We start from the raw sequence: 25364 nt of genomic DNA on the forward strand, positions 1-25364 counted from the left end.
TTTCAATAGTAAATGGATGGAAGGATGATCACAATGACAGTCAAGAAAGAGAAGTTGGTCCTGGTCGGAAACGGAATGGCGGGCGTTAACGCTGTTGAACATTTACTTAAACTGACACCTGATAAATATGAGGTTACGATTTTTGGCAGTGAACCACATCCGAACTATAACCGAATCTTGTTGTCCTACGTATTAGCAGGAGATTCCAAAGTAGAGGATATCGTCATTCATCCCTATGACTGGTATGCGAATAACCACATCACCTTGCATACCAACCAAACCATAACGGACATCGATACAGCAGCTCAAACCGTAACGAGTGATAAGGGACTGACGGTATCGTATGATAAATTAATTTTGGCCACCGGGTCTAATCCCTTTATGATTCCAATGCCTGGCGCTGATAAAGAAGGGGTTATGGCGTACCGAACCATTCGTGATTGTGAAATTATGATCGAGTCCGCTAAAAAGTATAAAAAAGCGATCGTGATCGGTGGCGGTTTGCTGGGATTAGAAGCGGCGAGAGGTTTCCTTAACTTAGGTATGAAAGTTGATGTTGTTCACATTGTAGATACAATTATGGAGCGTCAGCTGGATCGAACGGCGTCCAAAATGCTGCAAGCAGCGCTTGAAGAGCAAGGCATCAACTTCTTGCTGGAGAAGCAGTCCGCAGAAATCGTAGGCGACAAGCGGGTAACCGGCTTGAAATTCAAGGATGGTACCGTTGCTGAGGCTGATCTTATCGTCATGGCTGTAGGGATCCGTCCCAATGTTGAACTTGCGAAAAAGGCTGGCGTTGAATGCAATCCAGGTATCGTTGTGAATGACTATTTGCAAACAAACGTTCCCAATGTCTATGCGGTTGGGGAATGCGCGATGCATCGCGGGATTGCTTATGGTTTGGTCGCACCGCTCTACGAGCAAGGTGCAGTGCTTGCTAAACATTTGGCAGGCGTGGAAACGGGTCCTTATGAAGGCTCTATCCTTTATACGAAGCTTAAAGTATCTGGTGTTGATGTATTCTCAGGCGGACAGTTCGGCGATGCGGAAGGCACGAAAGCTATTCGCATTCATGATGAGTTCACTGGTGTTTATAAGAAAGTTGTGATTAAAGACAATAAAATCATCGGTGCGGTTCTTTTCGGAGATACGGCGGATGGTACGCGACTTATGCAAATGATTCGGGAAGAAACAGATGTTAGCGGCATGGGGAAAACGGCGATATTGACGGATGCCTCGGGTGGAACCGGCGGAGCGTCATCAGGTGTTGCTGACATGAAAGACGATGCCATCATATGCGGTTGTAACGGCGTTACAAAAGGAACGATTTGTTCAGCGATCAAGGATCAAGGCTTAACGACAGTGGATGAAGTGAAAAATTGTACGACAGCTTCTCGTTCTTGCGGCGGTTGTAAACCACTGGTGAGTGACTTATTGGCATTTACACTAGGGGCTTCCTATGATAAGAACGCTGCAAAAGAGACGATTTGCGCTTGTACAGACCATACACGTGATGAAGTCGTTACAGCGATTCGTGAAAAAGGGTTATCCCATGTGCGTGAAGTGATGAACGTCCTTGGTTGGAAAAATGAAGAAGGCTGCTCGAAATGCCGTCCTGCACTTAATTATTACCTGGGTATGGTAAGTCCAAATACGTATAAAGACGATAGTACTTCACGTTTTGTCAATGAGCGTATGCACGCTAACATTCAGAAAGACGGAACGTACTCCGTAGTTCCACGGATCTACGGCGGTGTAACTAATCCGACGGAATTGAAGCGTATTGCAGAAGTAGCCGAGCAGTTCAATGTCCCTACTGTGAAGTTTACTGGTGGACAGCGTCTAGATTTGCTTGGTGTTAAGAAAGAAGATCTTACTGCGATGTGGGAAGCCTTGGATATGCCGTCTGGATATGCTTACGGTAAAGCCCTACGGACGGTAAAAACGTGTGTGGGAGAAACTTTCTGCCGATTCGGTACGGGTGATGCGATGGGCGTAGGTATCGAGTTGGAGAAGCGTTTTGAACGCTTGAACACGCCTGCTAAAGTGAAGCTAGCTGTATCTGGATGCCCTCGAAATTGTGCGGAATCTGGGATCAAAGATTTAGGCGTCGTTTCGGTAGATGGCGGTTGGGAGCTTTATGCCGGAGGAAATGGCGGTGTGAAGGTACGTGTGGGTGACCTCTTGACAACTGTCAAGACAGAGCAAGAGATTATCGAATACACAGAAGCTTATCTGCAGTACTATCGTGAAACGGGTAAATATGGTGAGCGCACAAGCGAGTGGGTGCACCGACTTGGTATCGAGCATATTCGTGATGTGGTGGAGAATGAGGAAGAGCGCAAACAATTGTGTGCTCGTATGGATCTAGCGCTTTCGGTGACGAAGGACCCTTGGAAACAAGCGATTGATAGCAAAAAGATTCAACGTGACCTTTATGAAGTCGTAGAGCTTAACTAGAAAAAGAGGAAAGTCGGGAGGAGCAGACTATGAAAACACAAGAAGAGCAAATGATTTGGGTGCAGGCCGTTTCTTATGACGATTTAGCTGTTAACACAGGAAAAACAATTCGGTATCAAGGCGAAGAGGTAGCCCTTTTCAAGTTGAAAAGCGGCAAGCTTCAAGCCATCCAGAACCGCTGTCCTCATAAAGAGGGCGTCCTTGCAGAAGGCATTGTATGTGATGACCACGTCTTCTGTCCGATGCATGATCGCAAGATTCATCTCCCTTCCGGTCTTGTTCAAGCTCCGGATACGGGCTGTGTACAAACGTATTCAACGAAGGTTCATGAAGGAATGGTGTTTATTGGATTTCAGATAAACAAAGAATTAGCCTGCTAACGCTTCGCTGACCATAATAAGCACATTAAGATACATTTAGATTTCATAGAGAGCTTTATTATCGGGGGTGGGGTGCGTTGAAATCCGCATTATTGACATTACCTAAAGAACAACCCTCCTCCCATTGCTGCTTTTGCAGCATGCAGTGCGGATTGGAGATTATGCCGAGTGAGAAGACGTCAGGTCTCACGATTAAACCAAGCCCGAACTTTCCTGTGGCGACTAGCCGCCTTTGTCAGAAAGGATTGAATGCACTGGATCATGTGCTTCACTCAGAACGCATCCTCGAGCCCCTGGCAAGGGTCGAGGGTGAGCCGAGACGGTGGCAAACGGTAACCTGGAATCATGCGTTTGCTGACATTGCGGAGCGAATTAAAGGACTGCAAGCTGAGTATGGTCCTGACTCGATTGGCGTATACGGGGGCGGCTCATTAACCAATGAAGTTAGTTACTTGCTTGGTAAGTTTACCCGAGTAGCACTCAGGTCCAAATTTATTGATTACAACGGCCGATACTGTATGTCATCAGCAGCGGCGGCCAGTAATCAGGCATTCGGGATCGATCGCGGGATGACAATGCCTCTGACGGAAATTCCAAATGCGAAATATATCATTCTCGCAGGAACGAATATAGCGGAATGTCAGCCGACGATGATGCCTTATTTACTTGAAGCGAAGAAAAAAGGCGCCGTGATCGTTACGATTGATCCACGCAATACGATGACTTCGAAGACAGCGGATATCCATGTTCGTCTACAACCGGGATTCGACTCTGTATTTATAAACGGACTCCTACATGTCATGGTGGAAGAGAAACTCGTCCATCATCGATTTATTGAAGAACGTACGGTTGGTTTTGAACAATTGAAGGAGGCGGTTAAGCCGTTCACCCCAGCGAGAGTGGAGGAGCTAACCGGCGTTCTAGAAGCCGTAATTCGTACGATTGCTCGTGGATTCGCGAAGGCGGAGACGGGTATTGTCCTAACAGCACGCGGTTTGGAGCAGCAAGTGAACGGTGTAGAGAACACGCTGAATTACATTAATTTAGCCTTAGTCACTGGTAAAATAGGGCGCAAAGGCTGCGGCTACGGCGCCGTAACCGGCCAAGCAAACGGGCAAGGCGGACGCGAGCATGGGCAAAAGGCGGACCAACTGCCGGGTTACCGGTTAATCGAAGACCCAGCTGCGCGTGAGCATGTTGCCAAAGTATGGGGAATCGATCCGAGTGAGCTGCCGGGTAAAGGAGTTTCAGCTTATGAGCTGCTGCAGAAGATAGATGAAGGCGAGATCAAAGCCTTGATCGTCCTCGGATCGAATCCGCTTGTATCCAGTCCGAATAACCGAATGGTTGAGCGAGCGCTGCAGAAGCTGGAATTGCTCGTTGTCGTTGACATGTTTGAAACTGAAACGGCTCGTTATGCCCATTATATACTGCCAGGGTCATCCTTTGCGGAAGCAGAAGGTACGATGACCAATCTGGAAGGACGCGTGTTTCACCGCCAGAAAGCGATGGAGCTTCCGGGAAACAGCAGACTTGATTTCCATATTATTTGTCAGTTAGCGGATGCGCTAGGCCGGGGCGCCTATTTTCAATATGCGGGTATTGAAGATGTGTTTCGCGAGTTAGCAGCTGCTACAGCTGGAGGGAAAGCGGATTACAGCGGCATTACGTATGAGCGGCTTCAGGAAGAGAAGGGCATATTCTGGCCATGTCCAGCTCCTGACCATCCGGGTACACCGCAATTATTCGAGAATCATTTTAATCATTCCGATGGCAAAGCCAGATTGTTCGGTATTCAGCCGAAAATGCCGGCAGAACCTATCGATTCGGATTATCCCTACGTGTTGACAACGGGGCGGCTTGCGAATCATTATTTAAGCGGCGTACAAACGCGCCGCACGGAAGGTTTAAACAAGAAGGCTCCCGTTCCCGTCGCCGAGATTCATCCTTGGCTGGCGAAGCGAATTGGACTGGGAATGGATAACAAGATACGCCTTACAAGCCGCCGTGGATCCTTGGTTTTCGACGTTAAAGTGACAGAAGGTATTCAGCCTCGTACGGTGTTTGTACCCTTTCATTGGGGTGATGAGCATTCGATTAATGTATTAACGAATGATGCGCTGGATCCCACGAGCCGGATGCCTGAGTTTAAAATTTGCGCAGTAAAAGTAGAACGTGCAGAATAGACCGCAATCAGCTTAGTTGGCTTGGCCAAAGAACTAAGCGGGTGCGGTCTTTTTCTGCAGCTAATCGTGGTGGATGAGATATTACAAAGATTGCTTTTTTGAAAGCGAATAGACAGTAAGATTGGCGTATTCAGCGATTAGAGGAGCCATCTGGCGAAAGCCGATTTTCCCACCGGTAAGGGGCTTTCCGAATGTTTTTCCGTCATCTATCCAATGCCATACAGTCAGATCATTGATAGTGAATAGAATGTCACATCCCCATTTAAACAATTTCATCCGGTAGGGACCTTTAGCATCGGCAACGGACGGGATCGGATCACCGCCCTGAGAAACCAGATGAAAGCCATAGCTTTTGCGCAAATTGCATGTATGAAAACTCCGCTCCTCTTCTTCCTTGCGTCTAAAGTACGATACGTGGAAGGCATCAATATCCCCATGGTGATACTGGTCATACACGCCTGATCTTACGGAAAGCCCGCTATCAAACAAATCTTCACCACGGATACCTTTGGCGGCAAAAAACAAGATGCAAAGTCCCGGCTCATGAATCGGCCAAAAATCCCAAGTGATTGCGATGTTATCTGGAAATTCAATCGGACACCAATAAACAAAGTTTGATTTTTGCCCAAGCTTTGGATCAAGCTTATTTTCCATCCGCAAGCGATTCCGTGGAAAACTGACAGCGGCCTGTCCTTCCATTTTGAAATCCCGCACATCTTTTTCATCTGATAGAGGATTTTGATATAAAAGCTCTTCCAGCAGGAATATTTCATTCCAATCCATGTTATTCATACCCCCAATCATCAATTTCTAACTATCTTTGGGTCCAAACAAGGATATGAGGCTGCTCCAGTCTCCGCCCAACTCCTTCCAAAACCAAGAGCGCTGCTGTTCAGGGAGCAGCGAAGGCGGAACTCTGGAGTCCCAAGGCATTCGTGAGAACGGCCTAGGGTTAGATTTGGCTTCTTGAGGCTGGAAAGGAACTACTTTCAATTTACAGCCTGTTTCATCGAGTGCGATTTCAGGATTTCCATACTTGATGATCCAATTAACGGCTGCCTCTTGATGCTCATCTTTAACTTGCTGAAAGACGGGATCATCCGCCAAATCAACAAGCTCATGCGGATCGCTTAGGAGATGATATAGTTCTTCGTAACCGCCATTCTGATAAAAGAGATATTTCCATTCTTTGCTGCGGACATGGAGCATATAGTTGGGTGCCACATAGAATTCCGAACAGACGATATCTCGGCGAACCGAGGAAGGTTCCGTGAGCAGTTCTAATAAATCCAAACCGGGTCTTCCGTCATACTTGCGTTTCGCACTTGCCCGATTGACCAGCGTAGGGAAAATATCAAGCAAGGTAGTCAATTCATCACAGCGGGTACCCGGATGAATAACGCCGGGCCACCATGCTAACATCGGGATGTGCAAACTGCCCTCGTGCCCTAAGTTTTTAAACCATAATCGGTGGTCGCCAAGCAGTTCGCCATGATCCGATGTGAAGATAACAAGCGTATTGTCCGCCAGTCCCTCTTCCTCCAACGTTTGCATGATCCGACCTATTTGTTCATCGATAAACGTAATATTGGCATAATAATAAGCTCTGTTCGTTTGCACAGCATGCTCCGAATACAGATCGACTTCCATCGCTTGGCGATGTGACGCCAAATAAGGGTTTTTCGACGTTCCATCCTGTTCGGATACCCAAGGCCTCGGCATTTCATCTGGAGCATACAAATCCGTCAAGTGCGAAGGACAATCGAAAGGAGCATGAGGTTTGACGAAGGATGTCCATAAGAAAAAAGGTTGGTTAGAGGGTCTTTCCGATTTAAGCCAGTTTACCGTTCGATCTCCGCACCATTGTGTAATATGCAGCTCTTTGGGCAGGCCGTTAACAAGCGGCTTCAGTTCGTTGTAACCGATCTCGGGAGGTTTCTCCCAACCCCAAGCATCATGCTCCATCAAGTATCGATCATAATCATCAAAATGAATCTCCTGTATACTTCCTGCCGTACGCACGCCTCTCATTTCTTCCGATAAAATAAGATGATCCATGCCATACGTTTGCTCATCCGGTGTAAAATGCATCTTCCCGATCGCCTGATTGTGATATCCAGCTTTGGACAAATAAGCGGCAATCGATTCATCGGCAGCAACAGATGAGGCTGATTCATTATTGAACACATGCGTCTTTCCTGCAGCAAACCCCGTCATCGTACACGCTCTGGCAGGTGCACAGAGAGGGTAGGGGGTGATCGCGTTATCGAATACGGCCCCTTCCTGTGCCAACCGGTCCAAGTGCGGCGTTTGAATCGTTTTATTTCCGTATGCCCCTAACGTATCCCAGCGCTGCTGGTCTGTAAAAATGAGTAGTAGATTCGGCCGTGTCTTCATGTAACTGGCATCTCGGGTAAAGATTCGAATTCTGGCATATCGACCATGTACAAGTTACCGTATCCCGACATATCACTCGTAAACAGCACCTGCTTACCGTCCGGGCTTAGTCTCGGATGTACGTGAAGATTTTGCGTATGGAAACTTCCTCGGTGCTTACACAATATACGCGGGCCTTTGAATCCGGACCCGTCATTCCGCCATACCTGCAGCGTATCTTGAAATTGCTGGCCATGATAAGCGCTCGTTTGCTGGCCGTCACCAATGACAAGGGATAGATCATTAGAATGAACATGCATATTTTGAAAAGGAAATTCGTATTGCTGGATTTGACTGTTATCAAAAAGAACAGCCCCGATTATTTTCCCGGCGTGATCCTCAAGAGAATGGGTAAAACCATGGTAGCCGATATGAATACCGTCTGACATCCAATATTCATGACCGACATATTCATTCGGTTTCTTATCCTTTACCTTCCAATGGTGCCCGGTTATGATATCCAGCACCCAGATCCGATGATCAATCTGTTCCCAAGGCCCTTCATGGCAAAATGTCAGCAGATGCGCTTGCGTTGGAGACGTATTGACGTGGCCGATCCACAGCTGGTCCTCATGAAGCTTCATCACTTTCCCGTTGACAGGGGAAACTGCCATAATCATACTGTGCGGCTTCGCACGGAAATACGCCTCGAAGCCCAAGTAACCATTCTTGGTATCCATCGCGATGCTTTGAGTTAAGTCCTTGTTCAGACCGAAGCATAACCACAGTCCGTCTGCAGTGCAGCTCAAACTGCCGAATTTATATGTCTCAGGAACCGTAAAGAGAATACGTTCTTCCATCGTTCCCAGGTTGATTGCCATAATCGAATTGTCATAGTAAAAATAGGCCTCATGTCCGTCAGGATGAAGAAAAGTCCCTTGAATCCGAGATTCACGGCCGCGTTCCAAATCTGTTAATTGGGTCATCACTCCATCGTGCAAATCCATGCTGTACAGATTGGTAACATTCTCGCGGTCCGATCCAAAGATTAACTTTCCATCCCCATAAAACCCGTTATTCGTAAAATAAATATGGTGACTGTGCGAGCAGTGATTCGTTAGCTGAGTCACGGTTACGCCCGTTATCAAATCTGTATAACTGCGCCGTTCCGAAGGCCAAACCGTTCCTTTGCCGCCTTTGGCTCTTACCATTGTCATCGTTCTGCTCCTTTCGAGATAAAGTCCAGTCATATTGAACGACTGGGCTTTATCTACGAAGCGTATTTTTTTTCGCTTACTTAGCCTTGCTTGCGGCAAAGACATCGCTCATTTCTTTTGTATAGGCATCGCCACCGCTCTTTTTCCACAATTCCATGTCCGCTTTATAGCCGGCTTCATCGATCTTACCGACAATAAATTTCGTTCTTGCGTCTTCAACGATTTGATCCAATTGCGCTCCTTTTTGCGTATAAGTAGCAGTTGTAAATGGTTCTCCTGGATTTACAACTATGATTTTCTCATTTGCTTTTTGCACATCGACCGCCTTAGCGCGAAGCGGTGTAGACGGTTTGAACATATCAGGCACAATGTATGGAATAGAAGATAAGAGCTGGTTAATACCCTTGTTATTGATATCAGGGGCCATAGGATCCGTTTGTAGGATAAGCGTAACCAGTTTACCGTCTTCCACTTTATAATGAGTGCCTTCGAGACCATAGTTGAGCAGCGCTTGCATTTCTTTATCGTTGGTCTTATCCAGGAAGGTAAGTACCTTTTTGAGATCGGCCTCTGTTTTAACCGCTGATTTGGAGACTAAGAACATGCCGTTATGACCGGCTGTCGGTAAATTATGAAGACCGGTAGGGCCGCTTACAGCGCCAATAATATCAATACTGCCCTTCGGATTGACTTGTTTCATTTTCTCATCGATCTGGTAAGAACGTTCTGTAACGTCAATCGCCACACCAGCTTGGCTGTTAATAATCGGATCATTCCATTTCGCCGAATCATATACCGCAAAGTCTTGATTCACTAACTTCTCATCATACAATTTTTTGAAGAATTTCAGCGCTTCCATGTACTCAGGTGTCAAATGAGCGGGGACAAGCTTACCGTCTTTCTCACCCCATTTATTCGGAGCTCCGAACCATGTTTGCATAATATCCCATGGACCTCCAAATTTGGTTACGACCATTCCATAAGTGTCATCTTTGCCGTTTTTATCGGGATCATTTTTGGCGAACGCCTTTAACATGTTGTAAAACTCATCGATCGTTTTCGGTTCCTGCATGCCTAAATTATCAAGCCAGTCTTTACGGTAGTTTATCCCCATCCGGCCGATTGGTCGGGATACGTAGAGACCGTAGAACTTACCGTTTACTGACGTATTGTTAAGAACGGTTGGATTCGCTTTGCTAAGATTCGGATAATCTTTGAGATAAGGGCCGATCTCCCAGAATGCGCCTCCATTGATAGCGTTGGCAACAGAGGATATTTTCGCATTATTCACAAAGACTAGAGTAGGCAGGGTGCCGGAAGCAAGGGCTATATTCAGTTTATCGCTGTAGCTTGTATCAGGAGTAAATTGTAGATCCAATTTTGTGTTCGTGTATTCTTCGATTTTTTTCCATACTTTACTTTCAGCTGTTGCGATGTCATTGTTGTAGCTTTTCAACATGACACTAATTGGAAATGGTTTTTCTTTTGCAGCGGTGGTTGCTCCTGCTGTCGTCTTAGGTGCATCTGTCGCTTTAGAGCCATCAGTACCTGAGCTGCACCCCGTTATTGCTGTAACTGCTAATACGATGCTAGTTGCGGCAAACAATGGTTTTTTCTTTTTATCCCAATTCATCTTCTTTTTCCTCCCTTTGTCACCTCGAAAATGTACCTGTATATGATGGGCATAAAACATTCACCCTTTTACAGCACCAATTAAAACTCCTTTGGCAAAATACTTTTGAATAAACGGATAAACCATCAAGATCGGTAATGTACCTACGACGATAATCGCCATTTTAATCGATTGATCCGGTGGCTTCACATAGGTGGGATCGTACGTGCCCATTTCTAGCGACCCTGTTGCTAGAAGTACAATTTGCCGCAGGAGAACCTGCATCGGCCACTTTTTGGCATCTGATAGATAAATCAGCGCATTAAAGAAATCGTTCCAATGGGCAACGGCGTAGAAGAGTGCGAATGTCGCAATAACCGGTTTGGAGAGCGGTAGAACAATACGCCACAGCACACCGATATCGTTACTCCCGTCAATTCGGGCCGATTCAATCAATTCATTAGGGATCTCTTGGAAAAATGATTTTACGACAATCAAGTTAAAGGCGTTGATTGCGACAGGCAGCATGACGGCCCAGTAGGAGTTCAACAGTCCTAAGCCCTTAACAACCAGGTAAGTAGGAATAATCCCGCCGCTAAACACCATCGTGAAGATGATGATATTCAAGACAACATTTCGGCCGATCATGTGCTTCCGCGATAAAGCATAGGCCATCGTAAAGGTAAAGAACAAATTAACAAGAGTTCCTCCAACGGTAATAAATACGGATACGAATAAACTTCGCGGTAAAGCATTATCTTTGAAAACGAACTTGTAAGCATCGAAAGTGATGTCTTTGGGAATTAGGAAAAAGGATCTGCTTCCTATTTCAAGATCGCTTGCGAACGATCCCGCCACGATATACATGACCGGAAGGATCATGGTAAGCGCAACAATGCCAAGAAACAGGTAATTGGCGATATCAAATAATTTTTCGCCTACAGAAGGGTGACGCGTATTCATAGTTCTCTCCTCCTAAGAGTTTTGCGATAGCAAAACTAACTTCGTAAGCATGTACAAAGATCAGAATATGCCGGAATGTCCAGCCCTTTTGGCTAAATAATTCGTTGTAAAAACGAGAATGACACCGATGATGGCTTTAAATAAACCTACTGCCGCACTGTAGCTGAAAGCGCCTTGTACAATCCCCGCCGTATAAACATACGTATCAAACACTTCAGCCACAGGCCGGTTGAGTGGGTTGATCATTAATAAAACTTGTTCAAATCCACGGTCCATAAAGTGCCCCATTCGCAGAATCAGCACGACAATGATCGTCCCCTGAATAGCCGGAAGTGTAATGTGCCAAAGTTGGCGAAATCGGCTTGCTCCATCGACGATGGCTGCTTCATACTGTTCTTGATCTACCCCCGCAAGCGCTGCAAGGAAAATGATCGTTCCCCAACCCATCTCTTTCCAAATACTCTGTGTGATGATCATGGGACGAAACCAGCTTTCACTTGTCAGAAAGTCGATTTTATACCCGAATAGCTTAAACATCACTTCATTGATGACTCCACCTTCAGTCGTCAAAAGAAGATAGGAAATACTTGCAACGATAACCATCGAAATAAAATGCGGGATATAAATCAGCGATTGAATAAAGCGTTTGTAAAAAGATTTTCGGACTTCATTTAACAAGATTGCCAGTATGATCGGTGCTGGGAAGAAAAACACCATATCGTACAAGCCGAGCATTAGCGTGTTGCGTATCAATCTGAAAAATACGGGATCTTGGAAGAATTGTTTGAAGTTATCTAATCCGACCCACTCGCTTTTAAAAAAACCGACGTAGGGTTGATAATTTTTGAAGGCAAGCAGAACCCCCCACATTGGAACATATTTAAAAATAATAAAGTAGGCCAATCCCGGCAGCAGCAGCAGCAGTAAGTATTTATCTCTTAATACTTTGCCTATTAATGTGTTGCGCTTGGAAGTTCTTACGGCTGGGACAGGCGCTATGTGCTGTTCAGCACCTGATGTTTTGATCATGTTCTCACTCCTTCGCAATTGGATTGATGTTTTTAGCATGTCGCTTTGTAAGTTAAACACTATAAGATTCAAATATTTCTGACAATCATACTATTTTGAAATCGCTTTCCCCAAAAAAGTATGAAACCGGAAAAAAAGTATGAGAGCCAAAAAAGGCCCGGCAAAAAGGTCATATTGTTTGTAATTAAAGGGTTTATTACGATGTAGATATCAAAACTTTACTATTGCATTCTTGGAAAGGTTTTAACGAAAAAACGCTAAGGAGAGATGAACTTGTACAGAAAATTATACCATGGGGCGGCTTACTATCCTGAGCTTTGGGATGAAGCGGTGATCGAGCAGGATATCAAGTTAATGAAAGAAACAGGAATCAATGTTGTCCGGATTGGAGAGTTTGCTTGGTCGAAAATAGAACCGGAAGAAGGGAAGATCGACATTCGCTTTTTTGTTGAAATGATCAACCGACTGTATGAAAACGGCATTGAGACTGTGATGTGTACGCCAACTCCCACACCTCCGATTTGGTTATCGTATGGTCATCCAGAGCGTATGTATGTTGATGAGCATGGAAACGTGATGGGGCATGGGTCAAGGCAGCATGCTTGTACAAATAACGCCTACTTTCGAGAAAGAGCGGCGATAATGACAGGGCAGCTTGCACGGGCTGTCGGGCGTTTACCAGGTGTCATCGGTTGGCAGATTGACAACGAGTTTAAGGCTCATGTTAGCAGCTGTATGTGTGAAACATGCAAAGGTTTATGGCATCGATGGTTAGAAGAGCGCTACGGCTCGATCGATGAATTGAATGCAGCGTGGGGAACACAAATTTGGAGCGAATATTACCATAGCTTTGAGCAAGTGCCCCAGCCGGGACATGCACCGTTTCTTCATAATTCCTCTTTGAGTACGATGTACCAACTATTCTCAATGGAGAAGATTGCAGAGTTTTCAGATGAGCAAGCGGCTATTATACGTAATTATTCAAATGCCTCCATCACCCATAACAGCAGTGTTGCCTTTCATGTAGATAATGAACGCCTGTTCCAAAACCTTGATTTTGCTTCATTTGACACCTATGCAGCAGCCAATAATACGCCGGCTTATTTGATCAACTGTGATTTGTGGAGAAATTTCAAGAAAGGCAGGGCTTTCTGGATCATGGAGACGAGTCCGTCTTTCAGTGCATCGCTAGAAAACTATGCAACGCCTCATCCTAACGGATACTTGAAGGCAGAAGCCGTGGCTGCTTATGCCTTGGGAGCAGAAGCCTTCTGTTATTGGCTGTGGAGGCAGCAGCGGACCGGATGCGAACAACCTCACGGATCAGTGATCAGTGCATGGGGAAAACCAACGGTGGGATATCAAAATGTCATAGAGGTTGAACAAGCAAGAAAGGAAATAGAATCGTTACTTCTTGCATCCAAACCTTCTCAAGCCGAGATAGCCATCACCTATTCAGATCGCTCGAAAGCATTTTTAAAAACGGAGCCGCATACAAAATTAAATCATCGAGGACTTGTAACTGCATTTTATGAACGATTTTTGGCCATGGGGATTCATAGGGATCTTATTCCGGAAGGAGCGGATTTGGACGGGTACAAGCTATTGTTCACCCCCTTTATCCACTATGTGTCATCTGATTATCTGAGCCGTGCCAAACAATTCGTGCAAGAAGGGGGGATATGGGTGGTTGGTCCGCTTACTGGAGGGCGAACGGAACATCATACCATACATACGGATGCGGCATTAGGCGCATTAGAGGATCTTGCAGGTGTCGAAACACTGTACACCTATCCGTTGGATGGAACAGGTACAATCGGTCAAGCATTCGGAATATCGGCCCCATTAGGAATGTGGAGCGCAGTGTACGAACCGAAAGAATCGAAATCGATGGGTATGATCACGGAAGGATTAACACCAAACTATGCGTTTATCACAGAGAAGCGGCTAGGCAAAGGGAAAATCGTCATGCTGGGCTCGATGCCTATGGGCGAGGAGGGGGATGTGATGTTGAAGAAACTCATCGGACATTATGCTGTTGAAGCCGATGTTTTGCTTAGAACGGATGTTACACAAGGTACAATCGTCGCTCCGAGACAAGGAAATGGCTATACCATCTGGGTGATCATTAATATGGATGGAAACGGAGGTAACGTTACAATCCCTCAGGAAGGGTTTGATGCATTGAAGCAGCAGCCAGTATTTCCGGGGAAATTAGAAATTGGCAAGTATGAATATCGCATCATTCAATTTAGTGCAGATTTCCCAAAATAACGAATCGACGTTCCACTAACTAGAGGCCGGGTGACTCGTGCCTTGCAATCGATCGGAATAAAAGAGATGGCAAGAATAACCTGCCATCTCTTTTTTTGTTTTAAATAATTCCGTTACTCGGTTTGGGATATGTCTTTAACCCATTTGTACGTTAGAAGCGAAGACAGGAATACCAATGCCAGCCCTTGTCCCCAGCCTTGAATCCGTTCATGCGCAACTCCTTTATAACCGTCGGCGTCCTTCATCACGGCTGTTCCAGCCGATACGTCCAACACAGTTCCGTTATTCGAAATTTTCGATAATATAGCAGGCACGGCTTTCTGAATATACTTATTGTACATAGGGGCACCGATGGCTTCGTTATATCGAATCAATCCGGCGGCAAGACCTGCAGAGCCCGATGTTTCCTCATAAGCGGTCGGATCGTTCAGCACGGTGTGCCAAAGACCATCATCGGATTGGAGCCGGACGATACTGCTAAGTTGATCACGCAGCGAATCGTATATTTTCATATAAGACGGATGTGTAACTTCTACGATATGCAGCGCTTCGGACATCGTATAAGCCGCCCATGAATTGCCGCGCGCCCAATAGACAGCGGACATGTTGTTCTGGGCGATATGGTCCCAACCGTGAAAATACAAATTTGTTTCACGATCCTGCAAGAAACGCTCGTGAGCATGGTACTGCCGTAAGCCATCCTCCAGCCAATCGTTTCTACGAAGCAGGGTGCCGATACGGATCTGAAAATATCCGGCCATAAACATCGTATCGACCCAAGCCTGCTGCGGGAAATCGTAATTTTGCGATACGGTGTGCTGAAATACGCCATCTGCGAAGCGAACCGCATCCGTTCGCAAGAATTCCGCCATTTGAATGGCTATATCCAGATAACGTTCCGATTTGGTTTGTTCGAACAAGGTAAGCAATGTATGACCGATGGATACAGCGTTGACGGTTAACGTAGGAATGCCGTCCTCCAACTGTTCATCAATCCACGTTTGCAATTGATCCAAATATTTAGTTTCGCCGGTAGCTAGATAGGCTTGGCCTACACCATAGAAAGCGACTCCGGCAGGCCAATCCCATGTCATATCCATCTGAAACGTTCTGGTTACGAGGCGGTCGATGGCTTGTTTAATATCCATTTCATTTATAGTTACGTATTTCAAAACAGTTCCTCCTCGAGCAAATGAAAATTGAAATCTAAGCCTATATGGATTTTTTTTTCTGATCCTCGGCATAGAAAGGGCTCAGATATTCAGCGTTAAGCTCCGTCGGCAGTTCGTTTCCGATCAGCTCCAGGCACATGATCGCATTCAATGACCATTGCGACGTTACGTTCGTCGTGATGCTCGGCAGCTCTTGAATCGGTCGGACATATGCGAGCTCCGGCACTTGATAGGTTAGCGTCGCGTCCTCACTGTCTCCCGGCAGACGATTTTCCAGCATAATGCGCCATGTTTTCGCAGCCAAGTCCGCGTTATTGCGTCGGTTGGCTGCGTAGGCCGCCATCGATGCCGCAAACATTGGCCAACTGAATTGGTTAGGATGGATGACCCCATTCGTGCGTGCTAACTTTTCCTCTGGTTCTAGGTAATAGAATTCCCCAAATTCTATGAGCATGTCATCCCATTCAGGATCAGAGAGCAGGTGCGAAAGCTCAATCCACACTTGCGGCGCGCCAAAGGAAATGACCATATGATATCCGTAGTTGCCGTCGCTGATATGGGTAAGTATTCCGGTGTTCGGATCGTATCCGAATGTCGTGCCTGATAAGAGCCGGAACGGTGCGTCCTTCAAATTCTTAATCCCTTGCAGGATCTTATCTCGGTATTTCGAATGCTCAAAGCGTTCCCATTGCGACATCCAATTCGAGCTGAAGGCTGCCCAGTCCGGACCGCTCCTCACGTGAGTAGGATGCTCATCCTTTGGGAAATAGGCTCGCATCGGATCAATTCCGACAGTAGCGAAATCAGCGTCGGCCACTTCCGCCAAAATATCTCCTATACGTTCATCTGCAGTCAAGAAGTAATAGTAACGGTGCAAACCCGCCATTGCGATGCGCGCTTCCTTGCATCCGCAACCCCAGTGAACGACGTTATGCCGAGACCCGAGTCCTGCGTATTCTCCGAAATGATAAACATCCACTTCACTCGTATGACGTGTCATGGCCTCCGCCATGCGGAACAAATCTGCTTTTCCAGATCGCAAGAACGAGAGCCATAGCCAAATGTTCGGCACAAGCTCAGTGTTCTGCCAGGCAAAACCGCCAACGTCGTATCTCCATTCGTGCCGTACAGGATCGTACGTATGCATGAAATCTCCATAGTCCCAGAAACCGTACCACCGCCGACTCTCAACCTCTTGCTTGTAGAACCTCAAACAGGCGTCGAGTTGATCTTCGATCCAACCTTTAGCAGGCGTGCTGCGGTCAGGCAGGCTCCAGATACCGAATACGTTCGTATCATGATAATGTGCAGGCTCGCATAAGAGCTGCGGCGGGGTTTGAACATGTCCGGTCATGTTTGCAAGGTCGGCAGCAGTAGGTGTCCCATCGCAGCACCACAGCATAAGCTCGTTCGTATTTCCGATTCCATAAGGTGTACTGCGCAGCTCATCCGCACCTTCATAGGCGGATTCCACATACGTATTCGTGTCGTAATGACGCATATCCATAGCTGCCGCATCCGGCGACCAGAACCAAAGTGTTAGCTTGGCCTCGTCTGTCGTCATACCGGTTACTTCCAAAGACGAAGGATGCTTCTGCCAAAAATTGCGCAGCCCTGCTGCAAGCCCGCCGTGAGTGTCTCCAGCATATACGAGGCCTCTCGCACGGTTGCCGCTGACGGCCTTCACTGGGCTGCACGCTGCATTGGTTTGCTTGACGATAGAATAGGAGTCGGCAGAAAGCTGCACTAACTTATAGCTGTCCCACGCAGCGGAATCATCAAGCAGTGCCTTGAATTTTGCATCCTTCTCAGGGTCGAATGCGATCGCTTCTCCGACTTGCTGACGATAGAACATGTCCATGTAGACGCCCTTCGTTCGCCATGTCGACAAATGCCGGGGCGATTCACTGAAAAAGCCAGTATCACCCGCAAAACGTACATACCTGTTATACAGTGGGGCTTTTAGTGGCAATGCAAAAGAGATGCCAAGCCCTTTCACAAAGTCCTCCTGCGGATTTCCATTGAAGAATGAGGTGTGGACAATCCGAATCGATGCTTGGTTGGCATAGAAATACAGGCGCAACCGGAAGGGGAGCCAAGAACGATTGCCATCCTTGGAGATATGCTCGCCCTCCACCATCAGTACGACCCGTGAGGGGCCTTCCTGTTCGATCGTTACAGATGTGATCTCGCCACAAAACGATTCTTCCTGATAAAGACGTCCGCTCGATGTCGTACGTCGTTCTTCGCGAATACAAACAAGCGAACCATCCGAGCAGATCAGCTTCTCCCCGTGATATAGAGCGCGGATTAATGCTTTTCCTTGTTTTCCGACGATACACTGGATAACTCCGGTTTCGACAGTTATTTCATCAGCTGATTGTGTAACCTTCAAGCGAGAACTCGCTGGGTTCACACTAGACTGTTCATCGGCGGCTTGCAGTGAATAGCCTTCACTTTCAGGCATATCGAATGATGCGGCGTGTGCTGTCCATTTCACGCTGCCGTCAGGCCAATATGCAGTTGGCCAGCTCTGAAGCTCCAACGAGTCTCCTGAGGAACCCATAAGGGTGAAAGAGCCGGCTTGCGACCGATTCAATTCTCCCATGTGCCAAGGTACTCCCCATGTAACGCCACAAGAGGTTGGAAGTGCTTCCTCCAACCAATGCAAATGGAGTTGCTTTTTCTGCCCCATGTTATCGTTAGCCCTCCCCGAATTTGTTAATGTCTCGGTTCAAGATTAGTATCTGTGGGAATTTCCTTCAACCACACTTTTTAATTCCATAGCTAACGAGAGATTTCACTTTTTTTCCGGGAATAAGACTTTTTTTCTACAACAAGAAAATACCGCCACTGCGGGCGGTTTGGGACATCATGCTATTAATTTCGGTTTAACTCCCGATATTGGCTTGGTGTAATGCTTTCTTGTTTCTTAAATATGCGATTAAAATAGCTGGGTTGATATCCAGTCTTTTCGGCTATGTCGTTGATTTTCATATCGGTGTCACGCAAAAGCTCTTTCGCTTTTTCAATGCGCAGCTCGGTTAAATAGTCAATAAAATTTTTACCGCTGACCTGCTTGAAAGCTTTGCTTAACGCAACCGTATTCGTGCCTGCGTAGTCGGCGCAGCTGTCCAGAGATATTTCCTTCATATAATTGTTCTGCAGATAAATCATCGCAGTTTCCACAGTCCTTTTCACTTGCACGTCGGAACGGGACTCCAGTTCCTGCATGAAGGGGTACACTACTTTGTCGTGGAACCAAGCGATCATTTTCTGCGGCTCTCCGAGCTGCATCAATTGCTCGTACAAATTTGCCGATTTGAAAATACGGTTCGGATCCATACCCGTAAGCCGAATGGCATGCAGGATGCTGCCGAGCAATTGAAGCATTCCTTGCTGAATGTCAATTACTTTGGCTCCGCGTTCGAGCAGTTCTTCCGAGAAAGCCCGGATGAGCTGCTTCGTTTCTTCCATCTGGCCGGTTCGAATCGCTTGAATGATCTCTCTTTCGAGCGCGAATGGATAATGAATCTCGTTGTTCTCTTTATCGTACTCATCCAGAGATTCCAGATCGATAATTTGGTTCCGACTTTCGAAACGGCGTCTGCCTGACGCCTGCATCGCTTCCTCGAAGCGGGAGGGTACATGAACCACAGACGAAGTGAGGCTGCCGATCGTGACCGATACATACATGTTAAGCATGTGATGAATCCCCTGAGTCAGTTCTTGACTAAAGGTTCTGATCGCTTCCTGCTGCTCAGTTTCTTCTGGAACGATAATGAGGAGACCGACAGACAAATCGTGGAAATTCATCACTTCTGCTTGCTCGAAACGGCTCGATGCGAGCTCTTTCGTAATATTGGCAGCCACGAAAGTGACGAGCCCTTCATCGCCAGAGGAGAAGCGTCCTTCCAAGTTTTCAAATCCGGTCAATTGGATGTACAGCACAGCGTATTGCCGATGGTCTACTGACCAGCCGAAATTGCGCATCCTCTCAAGCAGAGCCTGCTCGGAGTAGGAATAGAGATATCCTTGGACAAGTTGAAGCAGGAAGCCCTCCTTGAGGTGAGGAAGCTGCTGCTCCAGCTTATTCTGTAGGGTTGTGCTCTCCCTAGTTAGATGCAGCCATTCTTTCTCAATGATCTTGAAATCATCATTATGTTCTTTCCCTAACGCGGCTATTGCTGTCTTTCCTGTAAGCAAGCTGACTAACTGGGCGATAGGTGAATAGATACGCCGTGAAGCCAGCCATGATAAAACGAACGCGAGCAGCAGCATCCCGATGCTTAACGTCAAGACCAATTGAGAAATAAAAACGACCGGCTTTGTAATCGCGCTGATCGGCGATGCAGAGACATACGTCCAATCGGTACCGATGCGCGACATCGTGCCGAAGGATACGGTGTATGTTGATTGGTTCCAATTGAACAAGAATGAACCTGATTTGGTTTTGCTGGCAAGAACTTCTCTCTTAATAGCTTCATCAAGCTGCGACGCCGGCACCTTCCCAGAGCTAGACAGTAGTTGATCGCCATTTTCCTCCAACAGGAACGTATTCCCGCCATCATATGGGGCTAGTGTTTGCAGCAGTTTGGCGACTTTCGGCGTATCCATCCGGACGGCAATAACACCGTAATGGTTCTCATTGCTTTCAGGTATTTTTATCATAAAAGATAGTGAGTTATCATTCGGAGAACCTGACTCGGACGTATGCTGCGACCAGAACACTTGTTTATCATACGCGAGCAATTTTCTGTATCCTTCGATCTGCACAGCATCCGTTAACGCTTCGTATTGCGGATGAAACCGAACGGGGGCGGCTCCTTCCAAGAACAACTCTGCTTCTATAGCAAGTGGATTTGCACCTTTCATATTGGCTATCGTTTGTGTGATGTTGCGAGCAATCTCGAAATCGCGCGATAGACTTATATTCGCCAATGAGTAACTGAAATTAGGATCGAATGACCAATGCATGACCGACGTCTCCAAATAAGAGAACTGCTCGTCAATATTGGACGCTCTTAGCTGAATCTGTTTATTGTGCATCTGAAGCAGCTCATTCTCAAGACGCTCACCGCCAAGCCAATAAATCACACCGCCGAAGATAAGTCCGGGAATACTGGAAATGATCAGAATTAAAATCCAATTATCACGGAAGCGCTTACTTCTGAACACGATCTAATTCCCCCTTTTTTCTTCTTTGTAAACTTGAATGGAAATTTGCAGCTGTATCCTCGGATAAATGGTTTCTCCATATCATAGCATGTAATTTGTCATTCCTTCTACAACAGCAATGAAAGAAAGTTAGAGTGGACCGCACTCAGCTTAGTTGGCTTGGCCAAAGAACTAAGTTGGTGCGGTCTTTTTCTGCGCCTAGAAGCTTTAAATATTCCTGTTCGGGCGCTTCTGAGATACGCACACCGTTCCAAGTTTCGATAACGATTTTACGTAGTTGATGTTGTTTGAGGAACTGGCGGAACATACTTTTTAACTCGTGGACAATGGTCATTTGATCGTCGTTTTGGTTCGCCTTAGGTGCAATATGATAAATCCGCTTGCCATTATTCTCGATCCAATACAACCACTCACTGCCTTTGAGAGCTAAGTAATTACCGCTTTTACGTGAAAATGAGATGTTTGAAACCTCGGGCCAGGGGACAATCAGTCCAAACGGATTAGCCGGATCAACAGCACTTAAAAGCGTGAATTTTTGTTGACTAGCGGTAACGTCACCTGCTTGCTGGTACAGGCGAGTGATGAATTCTTTAGATGCGTATTGCAGAGCATGTAAATCGGTAATGAATAGACCTCTGACAACAAGCCCCCACTCCTCCAACTGACGGAGCGCTGTCTGAATGGCTTCCCATGGAAACGGACACAGAGCAGAGACGAGATCTTTGGTGATGATGCCAAAACGCTCCAGCAGATGATGCGTCCACTGCATGGCGGACGATTGCTTATCGAAGGCAGGGCTAAGCAGCGAATCGAGAGGGTACCAACGACCAAGTCCTGACTGGAATTTATCCGGTTTCTTAGAAGCACCTGCGGCATGTAGTCGAAGCGGAGCGAACTGGTCGTTGGCAGCCTGTCCATCCCACACTAATTGTAGTAATTCCTCCAACAATGATGATGGAGCTCGTCCTTTTTCAAGACCCAGCTTGCTTAGAAAGATGGCCCCTTTTTCCTGCAAAAGGCTGAGAAGCTCAGGGTTTGAGGCTGGTCTTTGGTTGGCTACAGTGAGGCAGGGCTCATACAGAGAACTGCTTTCTGCCAGAAAGAAGGCAATGCGGCCTTCCTTTTCTTCCGGCTCTTTGCGGCCTATCCAGACAATTTGACCTGAAGAACATAGCGTGTCTAAGTCCTGTTTGCGGTACGAAAGCTGACGAGTTGGAAAAAAGACAGACTCCCAAAGTGAGAAAGGCAGGAAGAAGCCTTGCAAGTCTTCAATAATTTCGCGAAGATGTTCCATGCCGGGAACGTCGTTTCTATCAGCGAGTTTACGCCTAAGCGGCATATGCGTCATATAAGTGAGCGGGGATACAGCCTCGCCACCACGTCTATAAGATTGAAGGGACAGACGAATTAATCGGGAAGCTACCTTGCTGCTCGTCCACAGTTCTTCGGTTTCCGGATCGGCAAAAGGTGCGACAGATAACGTACCATTTCGAATAGCACTCTGAACCCAATCAGCTGCGATGGCAAGTTCTACCTCAAAACGAGCTGCTAATTCTGCCGTTGTGAAAGAGAGCTTCCCGTCGGCAAATCTTTGAAACACGAACGATTTGGCAACCATAGAATCCGAAAGTGAAGAATAGAACTCTACTTCATCACTGCTGATATAGCGGGTCTCTTTCATAAAGAAGGCTGTTGCTGTCTTGCCTTGGACAAGGAGATCGTTGATCCATGCATTGACAGTTATTTCAGAAGCTGAACTAGCCATGACGAGTTCAGCCAAAGAGGAATCGCCGCGTTCTTTCAAATAACGAAACACCTCTTGAGAAGAGGCTAAAGGCTCATCCGTCAAGGCAAGTTTATGTTCCTCTGCCTCGATGACTTGAGGACTAACGGCGCTGCGGATTGCCTCAATACCGAAAATATCAGCTGCCATTTGACGGCTAAAGCCAAGTAATTCAACTTGCAAATCCTGCGTTAACGCATCGGATTCATATAATTTCTGCGACACATAGTCGAACTTGAATTGCCCAGCGAGCGGCGATGGGAAATGGTTGCGATGAACGGCAAATTGAATACTTCCTGTATGAATAGCTGTTAAAATGCCCTGAAGATGCTGAATATCGACATGCTCTTCCAGGCATTCTCGCATAGCTTCCTGAAACAAGGGAAAGCGTTCTTTGAAGGGCATAGCTTCCTTCATGAGTTCTTGTCCACGCAGTCGCTTAATCCAAGCAGGGATACGTGTGAAACTGCGGGAAAGAAGCAAGGACGTTTCTGCCAGCCGTTGGAAAGCTGCGCCAAACATACCGGATTCGGCTACAGCTTCAATGATGAACTGTTCCGCTTCTATAGAAGAGATGGACATGATGGCATGTACAATCGATTCTTGAAAGCTAGGGAAAATAAGCTCGATGCCGTTATCTTTCGCATTCGTATATAGGGCAGTTTGACCTTTTTGTTTAAGATGCTTATCGATAGCCATTAGCCAAGTACGGTTCAGCTTGCGACCGAATAGGCTGTGCAAAATATAATGGGTTTGATTGTTTTCATCAACAAAGGTTTCTATGACAACCGTTGTATCTGTTGGAACTGTATTTACAGCGATTTGATTGCGAACGATACTGATGAGTGCATGGCTTGCCTCCGAATCAAAGTGAAATTGATCCATGAGCCAATCTTGGACATCGAGATCAGCTTGCGTGTGAGGAAGCGACTGCAAACGATCACGCAGCTGACGCCATATTTGACCAGTTTGAACGCCAAGCTCAAACGACTTTCCACCGGTCTCCCCGCGCCAGAAGGGGACTTCACTGTATCGGTTCTCTGCTTCTTGGACATAGATACGCTCTGGACGCTTGCGGACGATACGCCAAGAAGCCGTTCCCAATTGAAACACGTCGCCGACAGACGATTCGTGGATGAACTCTTCATCCAGTTCACCGAGGTGAAGTCCGGTTTCGTTATGATGCACGGGATAGGCCGTGCTCTGAGGGATTGTGCCCGCGCCGGTGAGCGCGGCCATCTGTGTAGCCGCCAACCGTTCTAAGCGGCCGGTTTCACGATCCCATGCGATGAGCGGACGCACGAAGGGGTACAGCCCTGCGAGCACCTCGAGCATCGCGAGCCAGCGCTCACGCGGCAGCTCGCGGAAAGAGTCGCTCTGCGCGAGCAGGCGCTCCAGGCGCGGCACATCCAGCTCGTCGCCCATGGCTACCATGGCGACGAGCTGCTGCGCAAGGACATCGAGGCTGCCCCGCGGGATGCGGATGGCCTCGATGTCGCGCGCCGCGATCCGCCGGCTGAGCACGGCCAGCTCCGGCAGCAGGCTGCGGCTGCGCGCAAGCAGCACGCCGCGGCTGACGCTGCCGACGGCGTGGCCGGCCCGGCCGATCCGCTGGATGCCTGCGGCAGCGGTGAAAGGCGAGTCGATCTGGATCACCAGATCGACATGGCCGACGTCGATGCCGAGCTCCAGCGACGACGTGGCAACCAGGCAGCGAAGCTCGCCGGCCTTGAGCGAGCGCTCGACCTCGAGCCGCTTCTCGCGGGCGACGCTGCCGTGGTGGCTCTTCGCGATCTCATGACCGACATGGTCATTGAGTCGCAAGGTCAAACGTTCGCAAAGCCTGCGGCTATTTGCGAAGATAAGCACGGTGCTGCAGCCTTCCATGAGCTGCAGCAGGCGCTCGACAAGAGGCGTCCATATCGCCTCTTGATCAGCCCCAGCCCGTACAGGTTCCGGCATCGTCACCTGAAGCGCGTACTGCTTCTCGGCTTTGCTCTCGATAATAGCTACATGTCGCGGCTGGTCAGCTTCCCAGCCCCCAAGATAACGAGCGACCCGCTCGATAGGCTTTTGCGTCGCAGACACGCCGATCCGCTGGACGGATCGCCCGCACCACGCATTCAGCCGTTCCAGCGTGAGCGATAAGTGCATACCGCGCTTGTCCGCTGCCAGATCGTGGATTTCGTCGACGACGATCTGTTCCACGCTCTTTAGCATTTCTCTCGCGCGCGGAGAAGTAAGCAGCAAATACAACGATTCTGGCGTGGTCACCAGCAGATCAGGCGGCTGCTTCAGCATCGATGCCCGAGTGCTTTGTTTGGTATCACCGGTACGAACCCCTATCGTGAGTCCCTTCCAGGCGGTTTCCTTTTCGAAAGAGGAAGCCATCTCCTCAATTTCTGCCATAAAATGAATCAAATGATCATGAATATCGTTATTCAACGCTTTGAGCGGTGTCACGACAAGCACGCGAACACCGGCTGAATACTCTTCGTGTGTCTGCTTTTTCTGGATAACTCCGTCCAAACAAGGCAGTAAAGCTGCCAGTGTTTTACCTGAGCCTGTTGGGGAAGAGATGAGCGTGTGTGTGCCAGAACGTATTTGTTTCCATGCCTGCTTCTGAACATCCGTAGGCTCACCGAAACGGGAAGTAAACCAAGCCCTCAGAATGGGATGGAAATGAGATAGATCCAACGCAATTTCCGTCATAGTCTTTGCTCCCTTGCTCACA

General features: G+C 47.4%; 14 protein-coding genes. 4 read left to right on the forward strand and 10 right to left on the reverse strand.

Annotation, left to right across the window (positions count from 1 at the left end; all coding sequences use genetic code 11):
- The first annotated feature begins 33 nt into the window (after positions 1–33).
- The 3 genes from nirB (at position 34) to NYR53_RS08520 (ending at position 5026) form a co-directional block, all read left to right on the forward strand.
- Entirely contained in the window at positions 34–2460 is a 2427-nt protein-coding gene (nirB, locus tag NYR53_RS08510) for a nitrite reductase large subunit NirB (protein ID WP_261304775.1), read from the forward strand.
- A 29-nt stretch (positions 2461–2489) separates the two neighbouring features.
- Positions 2490–2840: a nitrite reductase small subunit NirD gene (gene nirD / locus NYR53_RS08515; protein ID WP_261304776.1), complete on the forward strand. Its 351-nt coding sequence runs from the start codon at positions 2490–2492 to the stop codon at positions 2838–2840.
- Between the two features lie 92 nt (positions 2841–2932).
- On the forward strand, positions 2933–5026 hold the full coding sequence (locus tag NYR53_RS08520; protein ID WP_261304777.1) for a molybdopterin oxidoreductase family protein: 2094 nt from the start codon (positions 2933–2935) through the stop codon (positions 5024–5026).
- Between the two features lie 81 nt (positions 5027–5107).
- On the opposite strand, the gene NYR53_RS08525 is transcribed toward NYR53_RS08520, so the two are convergent.
- From NYR53_RS08525 to NYR53_RS08550, 6 genes are all read right to left on the reverse strand, one after another.
- Positions 5108–5809 (reverse strand): DUF1961 family protein, encoded by a 702-nt coding sequence (locus tag NYR53_RS08525; protein WP_437180136.1) that lies wholly within the window; start codon positions 5807–5809, stop codon positions 5108–5110.
- Between the two features lie 27 nt (positions 5810–5836).
- Positions 5837–7423 (reverse strand): sulfatase family protein, encoded by a 1587-nt coding sequence (locus NYR53_RS08530; RefSeq protein WP_261304779.1) that lies wholly within the window; start codon positions 7421–7423, stop codon positions 5837–5839.
- Positions 7420–8619 carry an oligogalacturonate lyase family protein gene (locus NYR53_RS08535; RefSeq protein ID WP_261304780.1) on the reverse strand — a complete coding sequence of 400 codons (1200 nt, stop codon included), beginning with the start codon at positions 8617–8619 and terminating at the stop codon, positions 7420–7422. The genes NYR53_RS08530 and NYR53_RS08535 overlap by 4 nt, the downstream gene beginning before the upstream one ends.
- 76 nt (positions 8620–8695) lie before the next feature.
- Entirely contained in the window at positions 8696–10252 is a 1557-nt protein-coding gene (locus NYR53_RS08540; RefSeq protein ID WP_261304781.1) for an extracellular solute-binding protein, read from the reverse strand.
- 60 nt (positions 10253–10312) lie between these two features.
- Entirely contained in the window at positions 10313–11194 is an 882-nt protein-coding gene (locus NYR53_RS08545; RefSeq protein ID WP_261304782.1) for a carbohydrate ABC transporter permease, read from the reverse strand.
- A gap of 60 nt (positions 11195–11254) precedes the next feature.
- Complete coding sequence (locus tag NYR53_RS08550; protein ID WP_437180171.1) at positions 11255–12220, reverse strand: ABC transporter permease; 966 nt, start codon at positions 12218–12220, stop codon at positions 11255–11257.
- Between the two features lie 276 nt (positions 12221–12496).
- Here NYR53_RS08550 and NYR53_RS08555 point away from each other — a divergent pair, with 276 nt between their 5' ends.
- On the forward strand, positions 12497–14497 hold the full coding sequence (locus NYR53_RS08555) for a beta-galactosidase (protein WP_261304784.1): 2001 nt from the start codon (positions 12497–12499) through the stop codon (positions 14495–14497).
- Positions 14498–14610: 113 nt separating this feature from the next.
- Here NYR53_RS08555 and NYR53_RS08560 read toward each other — a convergent pair whose 3' ends face one another.
- From NYR53_RS08560 to NYR53_RS08575, 4 genes are all read right to left on the reverse strand, one after another.
- The gene (locus tag NYR53_RS08560) at positions 14611–15645 is read right to left on the reverse strand and encodes a glycoside hydrolase family 88/105 protein (RefSeq protein ID WP_261306303.1); all 1035 of its coding nucleotides are present in this window, start codon (positions 15643–15645) and stop codon (positions 14611–14613) included.
- Positions 15646–15709: 64 nt separating this feature from the next.
- Positions 15710–18364, reverse strand: coding sequence for an exo-rhamnogalacturonan lyase family protein (locus NYR53_RS08565; RefSeq protein ID WP_261304785.1), 2655 nt, complete (start codon positions 18362–18364; stop codon positions 15710–15712).
- Positions 18365–18549: 185 nt separating this feature from the next.
- Entirely contained in the window at positions 18550–20847 is a 2298-nt protein-coding gene (locus NYR53_RS08570) for a helix-turn-helix domain-containing protein (RefSeq protein ID WP_261304786.1), read from the reverse strand.
- Positions 20848–20992: 145 nt separating this feature from the next.
- Positions 20993–25342: a DEAD/DEAH box helicase gene (locus NYR53_RS08575; protein ID WP_261304787.1), complete on the reverse strand. Its 4350-nt coding sequence runs from the start codon at positions 25340–25342 to the stop codon at positions 20993–20995.
- Positions 25343–25364 lie beyond the last annotated feature (22 nt).

Source organism: Paenibacillus andongensis (assembly GCF_025369935.1).
GTDB classification, from domain to species: domain Bacteria; phylum Bacillota; class Bacilli; order Paenibacillales; family NBRC-103111; genus Paenibacillus_E; species Paenibacillus_E andongensis.